The sequence below is a fragment of the Oxalobacteraceae sp. CFBP 8761 genome, assembly GCA_014841595.1.
GTDB lineage: Bacteria > Pseudomonadota > Gammaproteobacteria > Burkholderiales > Burkholderiaceae_D > Telluria.
Genome location: JACYUE010000004.1, coordinates 284,285 through 302,173, shown reverse-complemented (window position 1 = coordinate 302,173; position 17,889 = coordinate 284,285). Strand labels below are relative to the sequence as shown.

The 17,889-nt window shown below is 63.4% G+C and carries 14 protein-coding genes; 9 read left to right on the top strand and 5 right to left on the bottom strand.

The window, feature by feature from the left end; genetic code table 11:
• The first annotated feature begins 61 nt into the window (after positions 1-61).
• The 3 genes from IFU00_20905 (at position 62) to IFU00_20895 (ending at position 5,418) form a co-directional block, all read left to right on the top strand.
• Positions 62-1,246 carry an efflux RND transporter periplasmic adaptor subunit gene (locus tag IFU00_20905; protein ID MBD8544742.1) on the top strand — a complete coding sequence of 395 codons (1,185 nt, stop codon included), beginning with the start codon at positions 62-64 and terminating at the stop codon, positions 1,244-1,246.
• Positions 1,243-4,350 (top strand): efflux RND transporter permease subunit, encoded by a 3,108-nt coding sequence (locus tag IFU00_20900; protein ID MBD8544741.1) that lies wholly within the window; start codon positions 1,243-1,245, stop codon positions 4,348-4,350. Before IFU00_20905 ends, IFU00_20900 begins: the two co-directional genes overlap by 4 nt.
• 141 nt (positions 4,351-4,491) lie before the next feature.
• Complete coding sequence (locus IFU00_20895; protein MBD8544740.1) at positions 4,492-5,418, top strand: hypothetical protein; 927 nt, start codon at positions 4,492-4,494, stop codon at positions 5,416-5,418.
• A gap of 314 nt (positions 5,419-5,732) precedes the next feature.
• Here IFU00_20895 and hemB read toward each other — a convergent pair whose 3' ends face one another.
• Both hemB and IFU00_20885 read right to left on the bottom strand, forming a co-directional pair.
• Positions 5,733-6,740, bottom strand: a complete 1,008-nt coding sequence (gene hemB, locus IFU00_20890; protein MBD8544739.1) for a porphobilinogen synthase — start codon at positions 6,738-6,740, stop codon at positions 5,733-5,735.
• A gap of 19 nt (positions 6,741-6,759) precedes the next feature.
• Entirely contained in the window at positions 6,760-7,509 is a 750-nt protein-coding gene (locus IFU00_20885; GenBank protein ID MBD8544738.1) for a YihA family ribosome biogenesis GTP-binding protein, read from the bottom strand.
• Between the two features lie 153 nt (positions 7,510-7,662).
• On the opposite strand from IFU00_20885, the gene IFU00_20880 reads away from it, so the two are divergent.
• The 5 genes from IFU00_20880 (at position 7,663) to IFU00_20860 (ending at position 13,441) form a co-directional block, all read left to right on the top strand.
• Positions 7,663-8,334: a cytochrome c4 gene (locus tag IFU00_20880; protein ID MBD8544737.1), complete on the top strand. Its 672-nt coding sequence runs from the start codon at positions 7,663-7,665 to the stop codon at positions 8,332-8,334.
• 111 nt (positions 8,335-8,445) lie between these two features.
• A complete protein-coding gene (locus IFU00_20875; GenBank protein ID MBD8544736.1) occupies positions 8,446-10,545 on the top strand; it encodes a cytochrome c biogenesis protein ResB in 2,100 nt (699 codons plus the stop codon).
• 23 nt (positions 10,546-10,568) lie between these two features.
• Positions 10,569-11,747 carry a c-type cytochrome biogenesis protein CcsB gene (ccsB, locus tag IFU00_20870; protein ID MBD8544735.1) on the top strand — a complete coding sequence of 393 codons (1,179 nt, stop codon included), beginning with the start codon at positions 10,569-10,571 and terminating at the stop codon, positions 11,745-11,747.
• A gap of 96 nt (positions 11,748-11,843) precedes the next feature.
• The gene (gene msrP, locus IFU00_20865; GenBank protein MBD8544734.1) at positions 11,844-12,821 is read left to right on the top strand and encodes a protein-methionine-sulfoxide reductase catalytic subunit MsrP; all 978 of its coding nucleotides are present in this window, start codon (positions 11,844-11,846) and stop codon (positions 12,819-12,821) included.
• Positions 12,821-13,441, top strand: a complete 621-nt coding sequence (locus IFU00_20860; GenBank protein MBD8544733.1) for a sulfoxide reductase heme-binding subunit YedZ — start codon at positions 12,821-12,823, stop codon at positions 13,439-13,441. The genes msrP and IFU00_20860 overlap by 1 nt, the downstream gene beginning before the upstream one ends.
• A gap of 168 nt (positions 13,442-13,609) precedes the next feature.
• Here IFU00_20860 and lysA read toward each other — a convergent pair whose 3' ends face one another.
• Together lysA and IFU00_20850 are read right to left on the bottom strand one after the other, a co-directional pair.
• Positions 13,610-14,887, bottom strand: a complete 1,278-nt coding sequence (lysA, locus tag IFU00_20855; protein MBD8544732.1) for a diaminopimelate decarboxylase — start codon at positions 14,885-14,887, stop codon at positions 13,610-13,612.
• Positions 14,888-14,916: 29 nt separating this feature from the next.
• Positions 14,917-15,141 (bottom strand): lipoprotein, encoded by a 225-nt coding sequence (locus IFU00_20850; GenBank protein MBD8544731.1) that lies wholly within the window; start codon positions 15,139-15,141, stop codon positions 14,917-14,919.
• Here IFU00_20850 and cyaY point away from each other — a divergent pair.
• Positions 15,140-15,469, top strand: coding sequence for an iron donor protein CyaY (gene cyaY / locus IFU00_20845; GenBank protein MBD8544730.1), 330 nt, complete (start codon positions 15,140-15,142; stop codon positions 15,467-15,469). The genes IFU00_20850 and cyaY overlap by 2 nt on opposite strands.
• 63 nt (positions 15,470-15,532) lie before the next feature.
• Here cyaY and IFU00_20840 read toward each other — a convergent pair whose 3' ends face one another.
• Positions 15,533-17,866: a penicillin-binding protein 1A gene (locus tag IFU00_20840; GenBank protein MBD8544729.1), complete on the bottom strand. Its 2,334-nt coding sequence runs from the start codon at positions 17,864-17,866 to the stop codon at positions 15,533-15,535.
• Between the last annotated feature and the right edge of the window lie 23 nt (positions 17,867-17,889).

Below are 17,889 nucleotides of genomic sequence, written 5' to 3'. Positions count from 1 at the left end.
AAGCAGGATCACCAGGCAGCATTACTGAGAGAGCCGTCGGCACTGGCGGCAAGGGACAAGCATGAACAAGAAGAATGTCGGCGTCATCGCCGTCGTGGCGGCGCTGGTCGTCGCTGGCGGCTGGTACTTCAATCAGGGCCATGAGGCCAAGGCACAGGCGCCGGGCGCCAAAGGCCCCGGCGGCGGCCAGCCACCGGTCACCGTCAATGTGGTCAAGCCCGAGCGGCGCGACGTCGGCGTCGAGCTGTTCGCCAACGGCACCGTCACGCCGGTGCGCACCGTGAACCTGCATCCGCAGACCGTCACCACCATCCGCAAGGTCCATATCCGCGAAGGCCAGTTCGTCAAGGAAGGCGAATTGATGTTCTCGCTCGACGACCGCGCCGACCAGGCCAATGTCGCGCGCGCCGAAGCGCAGGTGGCGCGCGACCGCGCCACGCTGGCCGACCTCGATCGCCAGTACAAGCGCAGCCAGGAGCTGGTGGCGCAGAACTTCCTGGCGCAAAGTGCGCTCGACTCCCTGCTGAGCCAGGTGGAAGCCCAGCGCGCGCTGGTGCAGTCGAACCAGGCCGCGATGCGCGCCACCCAGGTCAGTGCCAGCTACACGTCGATCCGCGCGCCGATGTCGGGCCGCGTGGGCGCCATCGACGTCCATCCGGGCGCGCTGGTGCAGATGACGACGTCGCTGACCACCGTCACCCAGCTCGACCCGATCAATGTCTCGTTCACGCTGCCGGAATCGACGCTCGGCGCGCTGCTCGGCGCCCAGAGAGCCGGCAACGTCGACGTCCATGTGACGAGCGGCGCCGATGCGAAACCGGTCGCCGGGCGCCTGAGCTTCATCGACAACGCCGTCGATGCGCAGGCCGGCACCATCCGCGTCAAGGGTGAGTTCTCCAACAACAACACCAGCCTGTGGCCCGGCCAGTACGTGACCGCGCGCGTGGTCGTGCAAACGCTCAAGGACGCCCTCGTGATCCCGCAGACGGCGATCATCACGTCGACCAACGGCACCTTCGTCTACGTGCTGGCCGAAGGCAACTCGGCGCGCCAGGTGCCGGTCAAGCGCGTGTATGCGTTTGGCGACCACGCCGCCGTCACGGGCCTGAGCGGCGCCGAGCAGGTGATCACCGAAGGCAAGCAGAACCTGCGGCCGGGCGGCAAGGTGCGCCTGGCGCAGGCGGCCAAGCCTGCCACCGACAAGCCGGCTTCCACCGCGCAACCCAAGCAGGGTGAGCAGGCATGAACCTGTCCGAACTGTGTATCCGCCGTCCCGTGATGGTGGTGTTGCTGTCGCTCAGCCTGGTGCTGGTGGGCATCCTGTCGTACATGAAGATCCCGGTCGCCGCGTTGCCGAGCTATAACACGCCGGTCATCAACGTGTCGGCCAACTTGCCGGGCGCAAGTCCCGAGACGATGGCGTCATCGGTCGCGCTGCCTCTGGAGAAACAGTTCTCGACCATTGCCGGCATCAAGCTGATCACGTCGAGCAGCACCCAGGGCGACACCAATATCACCCTTGAATTCGACACCGCGATCGATGTCGACAAGGCTGCGGTCGACGTCCAGGCCGCGCTGCTGGTGGCGCAGCGCCGGTTGCCGCTCGAGATGACGGAACTGCCGGCTTACCGCAAGGTCAACCCGGCCGACGCCCCGATCCTGTTCATGCACCTGACCTCGCCGTCGATGGACCTGTCGGAGCTGAACGATTACGCAGAGAATCTGATCTCGCCGGCGATCTCGACCGTGCAGGGCGTGTCGCAAGTCTCGATCAACGGCGGCAAGCGCTTCGCCGTGCGCGTGCGCGCCAAGTCCGACCTGATGAACGCGCGCAATATCTCGATGGACGAGCTCGCAGCAGCACTGCGCGCGGCCAACTCGAACACCCCGCTGGGCATCCTCGATGGCCCAACGCAGGCGCTGACGATCCAGGGCGGCGGCCAGCTGATGAAGGCGGCCGACTTCGCCAACCTGATCGTTGCCACGCGCGAAGGCCTGCCCGTGCGCCTGCGCGACATCGCCGACGTCCAGGACAGCTACCAGTCGGTCAAGGCCATGGGTAGCCTGAATGGCGAGCGCTCGATCTCGCTGATGGTGCAGCGCCAGCCGAATGCCAACACGGTCGAAGTGGTCGACGCCGTGCGCGCGCTGATTCCCCGCTTCGAAGGGCAATTGCCGGCCTCGATCAAGATCGAGCTCGTCAACGACCGCTCGCTGTCGATCCGCGAAGCGATCCACGACGTCAACCTGACGCTGCTCGGCACGGTGATGCTGGTGATCCTGGTGATCTTCCTGTTCCTGCACCGCGCGGCGGCCACGTTCATCCCGGCGGTGACGGTGCCGATCTCGTTGCTGGGCGCGCTTTCGCTGCTGTATTGGCTCGGCTATAGCCTCGACAATATCTCGCTGCTGGGCATCACGCTGGCTGTCGGCCTGGTGGTCGACGATGCGATCGTGGTGCTGGAAAATATCGTGCGCCATATGGAGATGGGCAAGAAGCCGATGCACGCGTCGCTCGTTGGCGCGCGTGAAATGGGCTTTACCATCATCTCGATCTCGATTTCGCTGGTGGCCGTGTTCATCCCGATCTTCTTCATGCCCGGCGTGATCGGCCTGCTGTTCCGCGAATTTGCCGTGATCGTCGGCCTGGCCGTGATGGTCTCGGCCATCGTCTCGCTCACGCTGGTGCCGATGCTGTGCTCGCGCCTGCTCAAGGATGGCGGCCACGTCGATCCAAAAGACATGTCGTGGATCGGTCGCCGTTTCGAAGCCATGTTCACCAATGTGCGCAACGGCTACGGCCGCACGCTCGACATGGCGCTGCGCCACCGCTTTTTGGTCCTGATGCTGGCGCTGGGCACCTTCGTGCTGACCGCCGTGCTGTATATGACGATGCCGAAGGGCTTCTTCCCCGAAGAAGACATCGGCCAGATCCGCGTGAACGTCGAAGCGTCCGAAGACACGTCGTCGGTCGCGCTGGCCGAACTGCAGGGCAAGGTGGTCGACATCGTCCGCGCCAATCCGTACGTGCAGGACACGACTTCGTTCAGCGGCGGCGGCAACACGGGCCGCATGTTCCTGGTACTGAAACCCCGCGGCGAGCGGCCACCGATGGACCTGGTGATCGACGACCTGCGCAAGGCCACGCGCGCCGTGCCGGGCGTGCAGGTGTTCATGTCGCCCCAGCAGAATCTGCAACTGGGCGGACGCCAGAGCAAGGCGCGCTACCAGTACACGCTGCAAAGCGTGTCGGGCGGCGAGATCGGCGGCTGGGCCGAGCGGTTCCTGGAAGGCATGCGGCAGGATGCGCGCTTCCGCGACGTCAACAGCGACTCGCAGAACAAGGCGCTGCAAGCGACCGTGGACATCGACCGCGACAAGGCTGCGCTGCTGGGCCTCGAAATGGACGATATCCGTACCGTGATGTACGCGTCGTTCGGCGAGCGCCAGGTCTCGACCATCTACTCGACGGCCGCCAGCTACTACGTGATCCTGGAAGCGGCCGCCAGCGACCGCTACTACGACGAAGCGCTGTCGCGCGTGTCGGTGCGCAGCAAGTCGGGCGACTTGGTCAAGCTGTCGAGCATCGCCACGGTGCGCCGCACGGTCGGTCCGCTGCAAGTGAATCACCAGGGGCAATTGCAGGCGATCACGCTGTCGTTCAACCTGGCGCCCGGCGTGCCGCTGGGCGACGCCACTGCCGCCATCGAACAGATGGGTACGGCGATGAAGTTGCCGGCCTCGGTGATTGCCACGTATGGCGGCGACGCGGCCGTGTTCCAGGATACGCAGTCGAGCCAGCTGATCCTGATCCTGACGGCCATCGGCGTCATCTACGTGCTGCTGGGCGTCTTGTACGAAAGCTATATCCACCCACTGACCATCCTGGCCGGCCTGCCGTCGGCAGCGGTTGGCGCGCTGCTGACGCTGTGGATCTTCGACAAGGACCTGACGCTGATCGCGATGATCGGCATCCTGATGCTGATCGGTATCGTCAAGAAGAACGCCATCATGATGATCGACTTCGCGCTCGATGCGCAGCGCACGCTCGGCATGAGCCCGCAAGAGGCGATCCGCGAAGCGTGCATCCTGCGCTTCCGGCCGATCCTGATGACGACGCTGGCCGCGCTGATGGGTGCGCTGCCGATCGCGCTCGGTATCGGCGCTGGCGCCGAGCTGCGCCAGCCGCTGGGCCTGGCGGTGTGCGGCGGCTTGATCTTCTCGCAAGTCATCACGCTGTACATCACGCCGGTCATCTATCTGTACCTGGACCGTTTCAGCGGCACTGGGCCGATGACGGACGAACAGCTTGCGAAGGCCGACGATGTCGCGATTGCCCAGCATGCTTAACCTTGGAAACATTTGGTAACAACCATCAACGCCAGCAGCGGGGCAGTCCGCTCGCTGGCGTGATGCGTTGGTACTCTAAAACGGTTAGACTGCGCCTCTCTGCTGTTTTTTTAGACGTCGCTTCCAGGATACCGATCTACCTTGCGTGACCATCCCCACTCCTACGATCAGGACAGCGAAGTTTGCTCCCACTGCGGGCAGCCACTGGTACGCCCGGGGCCGCATTACGAGCGCGAGGGCTCCAAGCGCGGCGGCCTGATCGGCACGATCGTGCTGCACTTGCTGCTGCTCGCGATCTTCATCTTCAAGCCGCCCGAAAAAGAGCAAAAGACAGCGCGTCCGGCGTCGGACCGCGAAACCGACGTCTTTTTTGTCCAGCCGCTGCAGCAGCCGACCAAGGCGCAGCGCGAGCAAAAGCCCAAGCCGGCGCCGAAGCCAACGCCCCGGCAAGAAACGCCGCGGCCAACGCCGCCGGAGCGCGTCATCGTCAAGCGCCTGCCCGACACGATCACGATTCCCGACGAAAAGCCGGTTGAGCGCAGGCCACCGCCACCACAGCCGCCGCAGCCAAAGACCGAAGTCCCGCCCGACATGGACATGGCTGCCTACGTCAAAGCGCAGCGCGAGCGCCGGGGCGCGCCGACGGGCAGCGAAGTGGAAACGCCGGAAAGCGACGCCGTCCGCGGCAACCGCAACGCGCTGGCGAACATCGCCGCGATCAACGGCCGCGGCCGCGACGACAGCAACGAGTCCGGCGGCATTTTCTCGGTGTCGAACAAGACGTTCAACACGATGGACCTGAAGTTCCGCGGCTGGAACCCGAGCTTCAAGCGGCGCTGGCTGACGGCGGTAACGGTGGAGCAGGGCAGCGCACGCGACATCGAAACAGCCGTCATCAAGAAAATGATCGAGCTGATCCGCAAGGAAAAGACCGGCGACTTCGAATGGGATTCGCACCGCCTGGGCCGCGTGGTCAAGCTCAGCGCCCGACCAGCAGACGAAGCGCGACTGACCGAGTTCCTGTACAAAGAAATGTTCCCGGAATACCGCCCGCCACCGGGAGGCTAATGAATGTGGCAAATAAAAGCCGGGGTCAGGTCTGACATTCGGGCAAATAAAAGCCGGGGTCAGGTCTGACATTCGGACACGACCTCGACAGTAGAGCAGTCGGAGTTCGAAAAAAGCGGGGCCAGGTCTGACATTCGGACACGGCCTCGACAGTCTGGCAGTCAGGACTAGCTTGCACCGGGCCATGCCGATACGGGGCAAGACACCGTTAGATGTGGAAAAGGCTGAGCTCGTGTCCGAATGTCAGACCTGACCCCAGCTTTGTCGTAAAAAAACCGTGCCATGGCACGGTTTTTTGTTGGGTGCGCGGGTGTTTAACCTGCTTTCAATTTCCGGGCAATATCCAGCGCGAAGTATGTCAGCACGCCATCGGCGCCGGCGCGCTTGAACGCCATCATCGATTCCATCATGACCTTGTCATGGTCCAGCCAGCCGTTGAGCGCGGCCGCCTTCAGCATCGCGTACTCGCCGCTGACCTGGTAGGCAAACGTCGGCACCCTGAACTCATCTTTCACGCGGCGCACGATGTCCAGATACGGCATGCCTGGTTTCACCATCACCATGTCGGCGCCCTCGGCCAGGTCCAGCGCCACTTCGCGCAGCGCTTCGTCGCTGTTGGCCGGGTCCATCTGATACGTGTTCTTGTCGGCCTTGCCGAGATTGGCCGACGAGCCGACGGCATCGCGGAACGGGCCGTAGAACGCGGACGCATACTTGGCCGAATACGCCATGATGCGCGTATGGATATGGCCCTGCGCCTCGAACGCGGTGCGGATCGCGCCGATGCGCCCGTCCATCATGTCCGACGGCGCCACGATGTCCACGCCGGCGTCGGCGTGGGTGAGCGCTTGCTTGACCAGCATCTCGATCGTCTTTTCATTGACGATATAGCCGTTCTCGTCCGGCAGGCCGTCCTGGCCGTGGGTCGTGTACGGGTCGAGCGCGATGTCGGTGATGATGCCCAGCTCGGGGAAGTTGCGCTTGAGTTCGCGGACCACGCGCGGCACCAGCCCGTCCGGGTTCGTTGCTTCGACACCATCATAAGTCTTCACTGACTGGTCGACCAGCGGGAACAGCGCCAGCGCAGGAATCCCGAGCGCGACGCATTCTTCGGCCATTTTCAGCAGCAGGTCGAGCGAAACGCGGGCCACGCCCGGCATCGAGCCGACTTCCTGGCGCACGTTCTGGCCTTCCAGCACGAACACGGGATAGATCAGGTCGGACGCGGTAATCGTGTTCTCGCGCATCATGGCGCGGGAGAACGGGTCGCGGCGCATGCGGCGCGGCCGGGCCGCCGGATAGGCGGAAGTGATGATGCTCATCGAGTGGCTCCTTGCAGGATCAGGCGGAGGTTTGATCGTCGTCCGCCGACGGCGCGCCAGATTCGTCGTGCTCTTCTTCTTCCTCACCTTCGTACTCACCGGCAACGCCATCCAGCCCGGCCAGCTCGAGAATCTTGGCATCGGCTTCTTCGATGCCGATGCGCTTGAGCGCCGAGAACAGCTGCACCGTGAACGGGAAGCCAACGCCATCTTCATCGACATAGCTTTCGAGCACGCCGCGCGCTTCGCGCAGGGCATTGGTCGATTCGTTGCGGTTGAGCTTATCGGCCTTGGTCAGGATGCAGTGGATCGGCTTGCCGGTGGGGGCGAACCATTCGAGCATCTGGACGTCGAGGTCGGTGAACGGACGGCGCGAGTCCATGATCAGGATGAGCGCAGCGAGCTGGTCGCGGCGCTGGACATAGTCGCCCAGCAGCTTTTGCCAGTGCAGCTTGGCCGTGCCCGACACTTCGGCGTAGCCATAGCCCGGCAAGTCGACCAGCAGCGCTTCGATTTCATCAACGCGAACCGCATCCTTGCGGTGCTGGCCCACGTGGGCGCCGCCGATCGAGAAGTAATTGATGTGCTGGGTACGACCCGGCGTCTTGGACGCGAACGCCAGACCCTTCTGGTTCGTGAGGATATTGATGGCTGTGGATTTGCCGGCGTTGGAGCGCCCGGCGAAGGCGATTTCCGGCACATTGGTGTCGGGGAGGTCGCGCAACTGATTCACGGTCGTAAAGAACCGGGCTTGCCATAATCTGGACATGGGGGGGGAAGAGGGTAAGAGGACTACGAAATGGCGTTTGAGAAACAAAGCTATTGTACAATAAGGGGTTGATTGCTGCCTGCCAGCCCCATGGCCCAAGCAATCAGGGCGCTGCACTGAACCTTCAATTATTGACTTTTTCAAGGTGCTAGTATGAACCGCTTGTCGTCCCCCCTGCTCAAAACATTGTTGGTCACACTAACTGTTTTCGGGGGACTCCCGGCGGCAACAGCAGCGGCGCCCACTGCAGCGCCCGCAGTCAAGGCTGATCCGGCCCGGGGCGGCGCGCTGTACGATGCGGGCGATCCCGCGCGCGGCCTGCCGGCATGCGTCTCGTGCCATGGTGCGGCGGGCAATTCGTCCATCGTTGCCAACCCCAAGCTGTCGGGCCAGTTCGCCAGCTACACGCACAAGCAACTGGTCGATTTCACGACCCCGAACCGCCAGCAGCCGATCATGACGACCTACGCCAAGATGCTCACCGACGCCGAGAAGAAGGACATCGCGGCGTGGCTGGCGGCGCAGGTGCACAAGCCGGGCGCGGCCAAGAACAAGGATACCGTTGAACTGGGTCGCAAGATCTATCGCGGTGGCATCGCCGAGCGTGGCGTGGCGGCCTGTGCTAGCTGTCATGGCGCCAACGCCAGCGGCATCCCCGCCCAATATCCGCGCCTTGCAGGCCAGCATCAGGATTACACTACTGCCCAGCTCGAAGCATTCAAGAGCGGCACCCGCGCCAACAGCCCGCAAATGACCACGCTCTCTCAGCGCATGTCGACGGCTGAAATGCGCGCGGTGGCCGACTATATCGCCGGCTTGCGCTAAGAGACTCCACGATCTCGCATGAGCAATATTGAACGCAGGAAGGGCGGCAGCAACGGGCTGACCCCCTTCCTGCAAGCGGCTACCTGCCGCGCAGGAAGAAAGTTGTAAAGCATGAGCACCACCGGAATTGAACTGAACACTCGCCGCCGTGGTCTGGCCGAGGCGGTCGAACTGATCTCATCGATGCGGTTTGCGATCAGTCTTCTCACCATCATCTCCATCTCGTCGATCATCGGCACCGTGCTCAAGCAGGCTGAGCCGATGTCGAATTACGTCAATCAGTTCGGTCCATTCTGGTTCGAGATTTTCAACAAGTTCGGTCTGTACAGCGTGTATTCCAGCTGGTGGTTCCTGGTGATCCTGGTGGTGCTGGTCATGTCCACCGGCCTGTGCCTGATCCGCAACGCGCCGAAAATGATGCGCGACATGCGCAGCTGGCGCGAAAACGTGCGCTTCGATTCGCTGCGCAACTTCCACCACAAGCTCGAATGGCAGGCGCCGCTGGCCAAAAGCGCGCTGGCCGAGCAGAGCGCGCTGCGCCTGCGCCACGCCGGCTACGCCACGAAAATCGTCGAGAAGGACGGCGGCACGCTGGTTACGGCCAAGAAAGGCGCGGGCAACAAATTCGGCTACATCTTCGCGCACTCGTCGATCATCGTGATCCTGGTGGGCGGCACGCTCGATTCGGACTTGCCGGTGCGCATCCAGCAGTGGCTGTTCAACAAGACGCCGTTCACCGGCAGCGGCGTGATCGCCGATATTCCGGCCCAGCACCGCCTGGGCACGGGCAACCCGACCTTCCGTGGCAATACCGCCATTGCCGAAGGGCAGGCCAGCCGCACTGCGATCCTGAACCAGCCGACAGGCGTCCTGGTGCAGGAGCTCCCGTTCTCGCTGCAGCTCAAGAAATTCCATATCGAGTTCTATTCGACCGGCATGCCGAAACTGTTTGCCAGCGATGTGGTCGTGCGCGATCTGGAAAACGGCCACACGTTCGAATCGACCATCAAGGTCAATCACCCGCTGATCTACAAGGGCATCGCCGTCTACCAGTCGAGCTTTGACGATGGCGGCAGCAAGCTCCGGCTCACGGGGTACCCGATGAACGGCGCCGCCAGCGCCAGTTTTCCGATCGAAGGCGAAGTCAACAGCGCCACCGAACTGAAAATCGGCGGCGAGACCTATGCGGTCGAGTGGTCGGGCTTCCGTCCGTTCAACGTCGAAAACATCAGCCAGGGCAATGACGTGCGCGCGGTGAGCAAGGGCAAAACGTTCAACGAACAGTTCGCCGCTACGCTGGGCAAGGCCTCGGGTTCGGCTGCCAATCCGGACGCCACGAAAGACCTCAAGAACGTCGGCCCCAGCGTCCAATACAAGCTGCGCGACGCCAGCGGCCAGGCGCGCGAATTCATGAACTACATGCAGCCGATGACGCTCGATGGGTCGCAGGTCTATCTGGCCGGCGTGCGCGCGAACCCGTCTGAAAGCTTCAGCTTCCTGCGTATTCCCGTGGACGAGCGCTATGGCGTTGGCGACTGGATGCGCCTGCGCGCGGCGCTGGCCGATCCCGAAGCACGCGCCGTGGCGGCACGCCGCTATGCCGCGCGGGCGCTGGGCGGCAACCAGGGCAGCGCGCTGGCTGGCCAGTTGCAGGAGTCGGCGGCGCGCACGCTCGGCATCTTTGCCGGCGGCGACGGTCGCGGCGGCTTCGTTGGCGTGGCCCAGTTCCTGGAAAAGATTCCGCAGGCCGAGCAGGAGAAAGCAGCCGGCATTTTCATGAAGATGCTTAACGGCACCCTGTGGGAGCTGTGGCAAGTGGCGCGCGAAAAACACGGCGACGCCGCGGCCGCGCCAACGGACGCCAATGGCCGCTTCCTGCAACTGGCCACCAATGCGTTGTCGGACAGTTATCTGTACGGCGCGCCGGTCTACCTGCAGCTCGACGATTTCACCGAAGTGAAGGCCTCGGTGCTGCAATTGACGCGCTCGCCGGGCAAGAACGTGGTCTACTTCGGCTGTGTCCTGCTTGTCTTGGGCGTGTTCGCGATGTTCTACATCCGCGAGCGGCGTGTCTGGATCTGGGTGCGCGACGTGCCCGGTAATCCTGAGGCTGGCGCCGAGGCGCTGATGGCCATGAGCACGCAGCGCAAGACGCTCGATTTCGAGCGCGAGTACGAAGACTTGTCAGTAAAGCTGCCACAACCGGCGTAAGCTGCGCGGGCCTGGAGAAAACAATGGAACTGTCACAACCAAAGACTGGCGCCCCGGCGCGCTCGACCGACCAATATCAGGAAGCGCCCGGCTATTTCCGCCGCCTGGGTGCGCTCGACTGGCTGTACGCGCTTGCCCTGTGCGCCGCAGCACTGTTCGCGCTGAACCGGTACGGCCATTTCATGGACATCTATGAAGAGGTGATCCTGGTGTGCACGGCGCCCGTGTTTGCCGTGCTGGGCTGGTACTGGAAGCCGATGCGCTGGCTGCTGCTGCTGGTCGCCGTGCTGTCGCTGGGCGCCATCGCGCTGTACGACGGCAACCTTGCCGCTGCCGAGCAGAAATTCTTCCTCAAATACATGCTGTCGAGCCAGTCGGCCATCCTGTGGATGAGCGCGCTGTTCGTGTTCTCGACCGTGTTCTACTGGGTTGGCCTGGTAAGCCGCGGCAAGTTCGGCGGCGGCGTGGGTGCTGCGCTGTGCTGGGCCGCGGTCGTGATCGGCGCGGTCGGCATGATGGTGCGCTGGTACGAGTCGTACCTGATCGGCCCGGATGTCGGCCACATTCCGGTGTCGAACCTGTACGAAGTGTTCATCCTGTTTGCCATCATCACCGCGCTGTTCCACCTGTATTACGAAGAACACTACGCCACGCGCCAGCTGGGCCCGTTCGTGATGCTGATCATCGGCGCCGCCGTTGGCTTCCTGCTGTGGTACACGGTCTCGCGCGACGCTGCCCAGATCCAGCCGCTCGTGCCGGCGCTGCAGAGCTGGTGGATGAAAATCCACGTGCCGGCCAACTTCATCGGCTATGGCACCTTTGCGCTGGCCGCGATGGTCGCGTCGGCCTATCTGCTCAAATCGCACGGCATGCTGGTCGACCGCCTGCCTTCGCTCGAGGTGCTCGACGACGTGATGTACAAGTCGATCTCGGTCGGTTTCGCGTTCTTCACCGTCGCCACCATTCTCGGCGCGCTGTGGGCCGCTGAAGCGTGGGGTGGCTACTGGTCGTGGGATCCGAAAGAGACGTGGGCGCTGATCGTGTGGCTGAACTACGCGGCGTGGCTGCACATGCGCCTGATGACGGGCCTGCGCGGCCGTGTCGCGGCCTGGTGGGCGGTGGTTGGCTTGCTGGTGACCACGTTTGCGTTCCTGGGCGTGAACATGTTCCTGTCGGGTCTGCACTCGTACGGCGAGCTGTAAAGACGGGCGGGCGCTGACCCGATAGTGTTGGCCGCCTAACGCAAGCTTAAGGGAACTTCGTGTAATGTGAAGCTTCCCAAGCTCGCGAGGCCAGCCATGCTCTTCAAACGCAATCCCAACGGACTCGATCTTCCGTACCCTTCCGAAATCACGCCGCAAGAGATCTATACCGGCCGGCGTGAATTCATTACGCGCATGGCCGCCACGGCCGCCGTCGGCAGCGGCGTCTGGGAGATGGCCAACCGCGAAGCCTTCGCCCAGACCGCTGGCCAGAAGCTCGCGGCGCGCGCCAATGTGGCGCTGTCGACCGACGAAAAGCAGACGCCATTCAAGGACGCTGCCGGCTACAACAATTTCTATGAGTTTGGCCTCGACAAGGGCGATCCGGCCGAGAACGCGCACACGCTGCGTACGCGGCCCTGGACCGTGCGCATCGAGGGTGAGGTCAAGAAGCCCCTGACGCTCGACATCGACAGCCTGCTGAAACTCGCGCCGTTAGAGGAACGCGTGTACCGCCTGCGCTGCGTCGAAGGCTGGTCGATGGTCATTCCATGGGTCGGCTATTCGTTGTCGAACCTGCTCAAGCAGGTGGAACCGACTGGCAACGCCAAGTTCGTCGAATTCACGACGCTGGCCGACGCCAAGCAGATGCCGGGTCTGCGTAGTGGCGTGCTCGACTGGCCGTACGTCGAGGGTTTGCGCATCGACGAAGCCATGCACCCGCTGACGATGCTCACGATGGGCATGTATGGCCAGGTGCTGCCGAACCAGAACGGCGCGCCGGTGCGCCTCGTCGTGCCATGGAAGTACGGTTTCAAGTCGGCCAAGTCGCTGGTGCGCATCCGCCTGCTCTCACGCCAGCCCAAGACCGCCTGGAACGACATGGCGCCGCGCGAATACGGCTTTTTCTCGAACGTGAATCCGAACGTGGACCACCCGCGCTGGTCGCAGGCCAGCGAGCGCCGCATTGGTGAATCGGGCCTGTTTGCACCAAAGCGCAAGACCCTGATGTTCAATGGCTATGACCAGGTGTCGTCGCTGTATACCGGCCTGGATCTGAAGCGTTATTTCTGATGGCAGGGTTGAACAGCAAACAGGTCGGGTGGGTCAAGGCGCTGGTGTTCGTGTTGGCGTTGATCCCCTTCGCGCGCCTGGTGTGGGGCACTGCCAGCGGCAGCTTTTCGGATCCACTGGCGGCAATCACCAAGGGCAGCGGCGAATGGGCGCTGTACTTCCTGTGCATCACGCTGGCGGTGACGCCGCTGCGGCACCTGACCGGCTGGAACTGGCTCGTCAAGCTGCGCCGCATGATCGGCCTGTTCATGTTTTTCTACGCATTCGTGCACTTCACCGCGTTCCTGTGGTTCGACCACTTCTTCGACGTGCCGGCAATGCTGGCCGACGTCATCAAGCGCCCGTTCATCCTGGTGGGCTTCATTGCCTTCGTGCTGCTCATTCCGCTGGCGGCAACCTCGACCAACGCGATGATCAAGCGCCTGGGTGGCAAGCGCTGGCAGTGGCTGCACCGCCTGATCTACGTGATCGCACCGCTGTCGATCCTGCATTTCTGGTGGATGAAAGAGGGCAAGAACGATTTCGCCAGACCGATCATCTTCGGATCGATCATTGCGCTGCTGCTGGGGTTGCGGGTGTTCTGGCACTTCAGGCGCAAGCAGCAAGCCGTGCGCGCCTGAACAGCGGGGGGCAGAACAGCGGGGGTCAGGTCTGACATTCGGACACGACCTCGACAGTCTCTTGGTCGGAACTAGCTGGCACCGCGCGATGCTACTGCTGGCAGGAAAGATTGGAACTGGCTAAAGCTGAGGTCGTGTCCGAATGTCAGACCTGACCCCGGCTTTTTTTTATTTGATGAGCGTTTCGAGCGCGAAGGTCTCGGCGGGTGTTTCGCGGCGGCGTACCAGGTGGATGGTGTCGCCGTCGACGATCACTTCGGCTGCGCGGCCGCGCGTGTTGTAGTTCGACGCCATTGTCATGCCGTAGGCGCCGGCCGTCATCATGGCCAGCAGGTCGCCCGGTTCCAATGCCAGCTCGCGCTCGCGTGCCAGCCAGTCGCCCGATTCGCAGATTGGTCCCACGACATCCCACATCAGTGCTTCGCTCTCGCGCTGCGTTACTGCCTGCAGGCCCATCCAGGCCCCGTACAGCGTCGGACGCATCATGTCGTTCATCGCAGCGTCAACGATGCAGAAGTTCTTCTCGGCGCCAGGTTTGAGGTATTCCACGCGCGTGAGCAGCACGCCGGCCTCGGCAACGATCGAGCGGCCCGGCTCGAAGATCACCTTGAGTGGCTGGCCGTCGTACTTTGCTGCGCGCCAGGCGTCGATGCGCGCGAACAGGCGGCCGAGGTAGTCGCCCACCGGCACTGGCGGCGCGTCGCCGGCCACGCCGTAGTCGACGCCGATGCCGCCGCCGATGTCCAGGTGGTGCAGGTGGATGCCTTCGGCGTGCAGCGTGTCGATCAGGTCGATCAGCTTGTCGAGCGCCTCGAGCAACGGTGCGTCGTCCAGCAGCTGCGAGCCGATATGGCAGTCGATGCCGACCACGTCCAGGTGTGGCAGCGCAGCGGCTGCGCGGTAGGTGTCGAGGGCTTCATCGAACGCGACGCCGAATTTATTGGCCTTCAGGCCGGTGGCGATGTACGGGTGGGTCTTGGCGTCCACGTTCGGGTTCACGCGCAGCGAGACCGGCGCGCGCATGCCGAGTTTGCCGGCCACGGCGTTCAGGCGGTGCAGTTCGGGGATCGATTCCACGTTGAAGCACAGGATCCCTTTTTCGAGCGCCAGCGTCATCTCGGCCTCGGTCTTGCCCACGCCCGAGAAAATGGTCTTGCCCGGATCGCCGCCGGCAGCGATCACGCGCAGCAGTTCGCCGCCCGAGACGATGTCGAAGCCCGCGCCCTGGCGCGCCAGCAGGTCGAGTACGGCGAGGTTCGAGTTGGCCTTCATCGCATAGCAGACCAGCGCGTCGCGGCCGGCGCAGGCGTCCTGGTAGGCGTTGAAGTTCTCGAGCAGCGTGGCCTTGGAATAGACATAGGTCGGCGTGCCGAATTCATCGGCGATGGCGGACAGGGAAACGCCTTCGGCGTGCAGCACGCCGTCCTGGTACAAGAAATGGGGCATAGGGTAGGAACGAAGGTGGAAGCGGACGGTTAGCGGTACGGCGCCGGGGTGGACGCATTGTTCGACGGGACGGGCTGGGCGGGCTGGTCGACGACGACCGGCACGGGCCTGGCAGGTGGGTTGGGCATGTACAGCGGGCCGGTCTGGCCGCAGCCGGCGAGGGCCGAGGCGAGCAGCGCAGCGCCGAAAGGAAGCGCGAGGGAGGACTTCACGATTAGAATCAAGGTTTGATTAGCAGATTTGGAGTGTAGCATGACCGAAACCGAATTTTTGGACCTGGCCGACCTGACCCTGAAACGGATCGAAACCGCCTTCGATCGCCTGAACGACGAAGACATCGTCGACGTCGAGTGCAAGCGCAGCGGCAACGTGCTCGAAATCGAGTTCATCGACAACGGCACCAAGATCATCATCAACAGCCAGGCGCCGCTGCAAGAGATGTGGCTGGCCGCACGTTCGGGTGGCTACCACTACAAGCGCGTGGGCGACGAATGGCGCAACACGCGCGACGACAGCGAGTTCTTCGCGGCGCTCGGGCGCTATGCGAGCGAGCAGGGCGGGGCGCCGGTCAACCTGGTGTAACGCGATCTCGCACTAAAAACAAAGGCGGCCTTTGGCCGCCTTTGTCGTTTCATGCCCGGGTGATCAGAACAACTCGTTCCTCACCGCGTCACGTTCCTGCTGTTGCTGCGCCGGCGGCGGCTGGCCGACGTCGAGCGCTTCGACACCGCTGCCCGGCGGCGTCTCGGCGTAGTAGTACTCGGACCCGTACTGCACCAGGCCCGCGGGCACCTCGCGTTCGACCATCGGCTGGTCTTTCAGCGCCTTTTGCATGTAGCCGATCCAGATCGGCAGGGCCAGGCCGCCGCCGGTCTCGCGCGCACCCAGGTTGCGCGGCTTGTCGTAGCCCATCCAGGCAATGCCCACCAGCTTTGGCTGGTAGCCGGCAAACCAGGCGTCGATCGAGTCGTTGGTGGTACCGGTCTTGCCGGCCAGGTCGGTGCGCTTCAGGGCCATCGCCTTGTTCGCGGTGCCGTGGCGGACCACGTCCTTGAGCATGCTGTCCATCAGGAAGGCGTTGCGCGCATCGATCACGCGGTTCGCTTCATCGCCCGCACGCGCCGGCCGCGCTTCGGACAGCACCTTGCCATCGCTGTCGGTGACCTTAGAGATCAGGTACGGGCTGACGCGGTAGCCGCCGTTGGCAAACACCGCGTAGGCGCCGGCCATCTGCAGCGGATTGGTCGCGCCGGCGCCCAGTGCCAGCGTCAGGTAGGCCGGATTGCGCTCTGGCTCGAAGCCAAAGCGGGCCGCGTATTCCTGGCCGTAGCGCGCGCCGATCTTGTTCAGGATGCGGATCGAGATCATGTTCTTCGACTGCTGCAGACCGCGGCGCATCGTCATCGGGCCATCGTACTTGCTGTCGTAGTTCTTCGGTTCCCACGCCTGGCCCCCCGTCTGGCCGGCATCGAAACTGATCGGCGCATCGTTGATGATGGTGGCTGGCGACAGCCCGCGCTCGAGCGAGGCCGAATAGATGAACGGCTTGAACGACGAGCCGGGCTGGCGCCACGCTTGCGTCACGTGGTTGAACTTGTTGCGGTTGAAGTCGAAGCCGCCCACCAGCGCGCGGATTGCACCGTCTTCGGTATTGGCCGCCACAAAGGCCGATTCCACTTCGGGCATCTGCGTGATCAGCCACTTCGATTCGTCATCCTGCATCACGCGGATCACGGCGCCGCGGCGCACGCGCCGGTTCGGCGCAGCTTTGTCGGACAGCCAGGCTTTCGCGAACGCCAGACCCGAACCCGACAGCGTGATCGTCTCGCCCGAGGCGATCGCTGCCTGGACCTGCGTGCTCGACGCTTGCAGCACGACGGCCGCGATGATGTTGTCGCTGTCCGGATGCTCGGCCAGCTCGGCTTCGATCGCTTCGTCGGCCGCCGCTTTACCCGATGGCAGGTCGATGAACGATTCCGGGCCACGATAGGCACGGCGGCGTTCATAGTCCATCACGCCGCGGCGCAGCGCCAGGTAGGCAGCGTCCTGGTCAGCCTTGGTAATGGTGGTAAATACGTTCAGGCCGCGCGTGTAGGTGTCTTCCTTGAACTGTTCATAGACCAGCTGGCGCGCCATTTCAGCCACGTACTCGGCGTGCACGCCGAAGGCGGCGCTGTCGGTCTTGATCTTGAGTGGCTCGACCTTGGCCTGGGCAAACTGCGCGTCGCTGATATAGCCCAGCTGGTGCATGCGCACCAGGATGTACTGCTGGCGCGTCTTGGCGCGGGTCGGATTGACCACGGGGTTATAGGCCGACGGCGCTTTCGGCAGGCCGGCCAGCATGGCCGCTTCGGCCACGGTGATGTCGCGCAGGTCCTTGCCGAAGTAGATCTGGGCCGCCGACTGGAAGCCGAAGGCGCGCTGGCCCAGGTAGATCTGGTTCATGTACAGCTCGAGGATCTGGTCCTTGGACAGGTTCTTCTCGATCTTCCAGGCCAGCATCGCTTCATACGCCTTGCGCTTGAAGGTCTGTTCCGACGACAGGAAGAAGTTGCGCGCTACCTGCTGGGTGATGGTCGATGCGCCCTGGCGCGCGCCGCCGGTGGCGTTGCGGAAGGCCGCGCGCATGATGCCCAGGTAATCGATGCCGCTGTGTTCATAGAAGCGGTCGTCTTCGATCGACAGCACGGCCTTCTTCATGACATCGGGGATGTCCTTGAAATGAACCAGCGTGCGGCGCTCTTCGCCGAATTCGCCGATCAGGACGTTATCGGCCGTAAAGATCCGCAGTGGCATCTTGGGCCGGTAATCGGTGATCGTGTCCAGCGCCGGCAGGTTCGGGTACGCCATGGCCAGAGCGAACACGAGCACGAGTACGCCAATCGCACCCAGACCGAACAGGCTGGCGAATGCGATGAGGATCAGGCGCTTGGGGCTGAACTTCGAGGAGGAAGAAGGTGCTGCCTGTTTCTCTTTCATGCTGACTTTCGCTTTGTTGATCC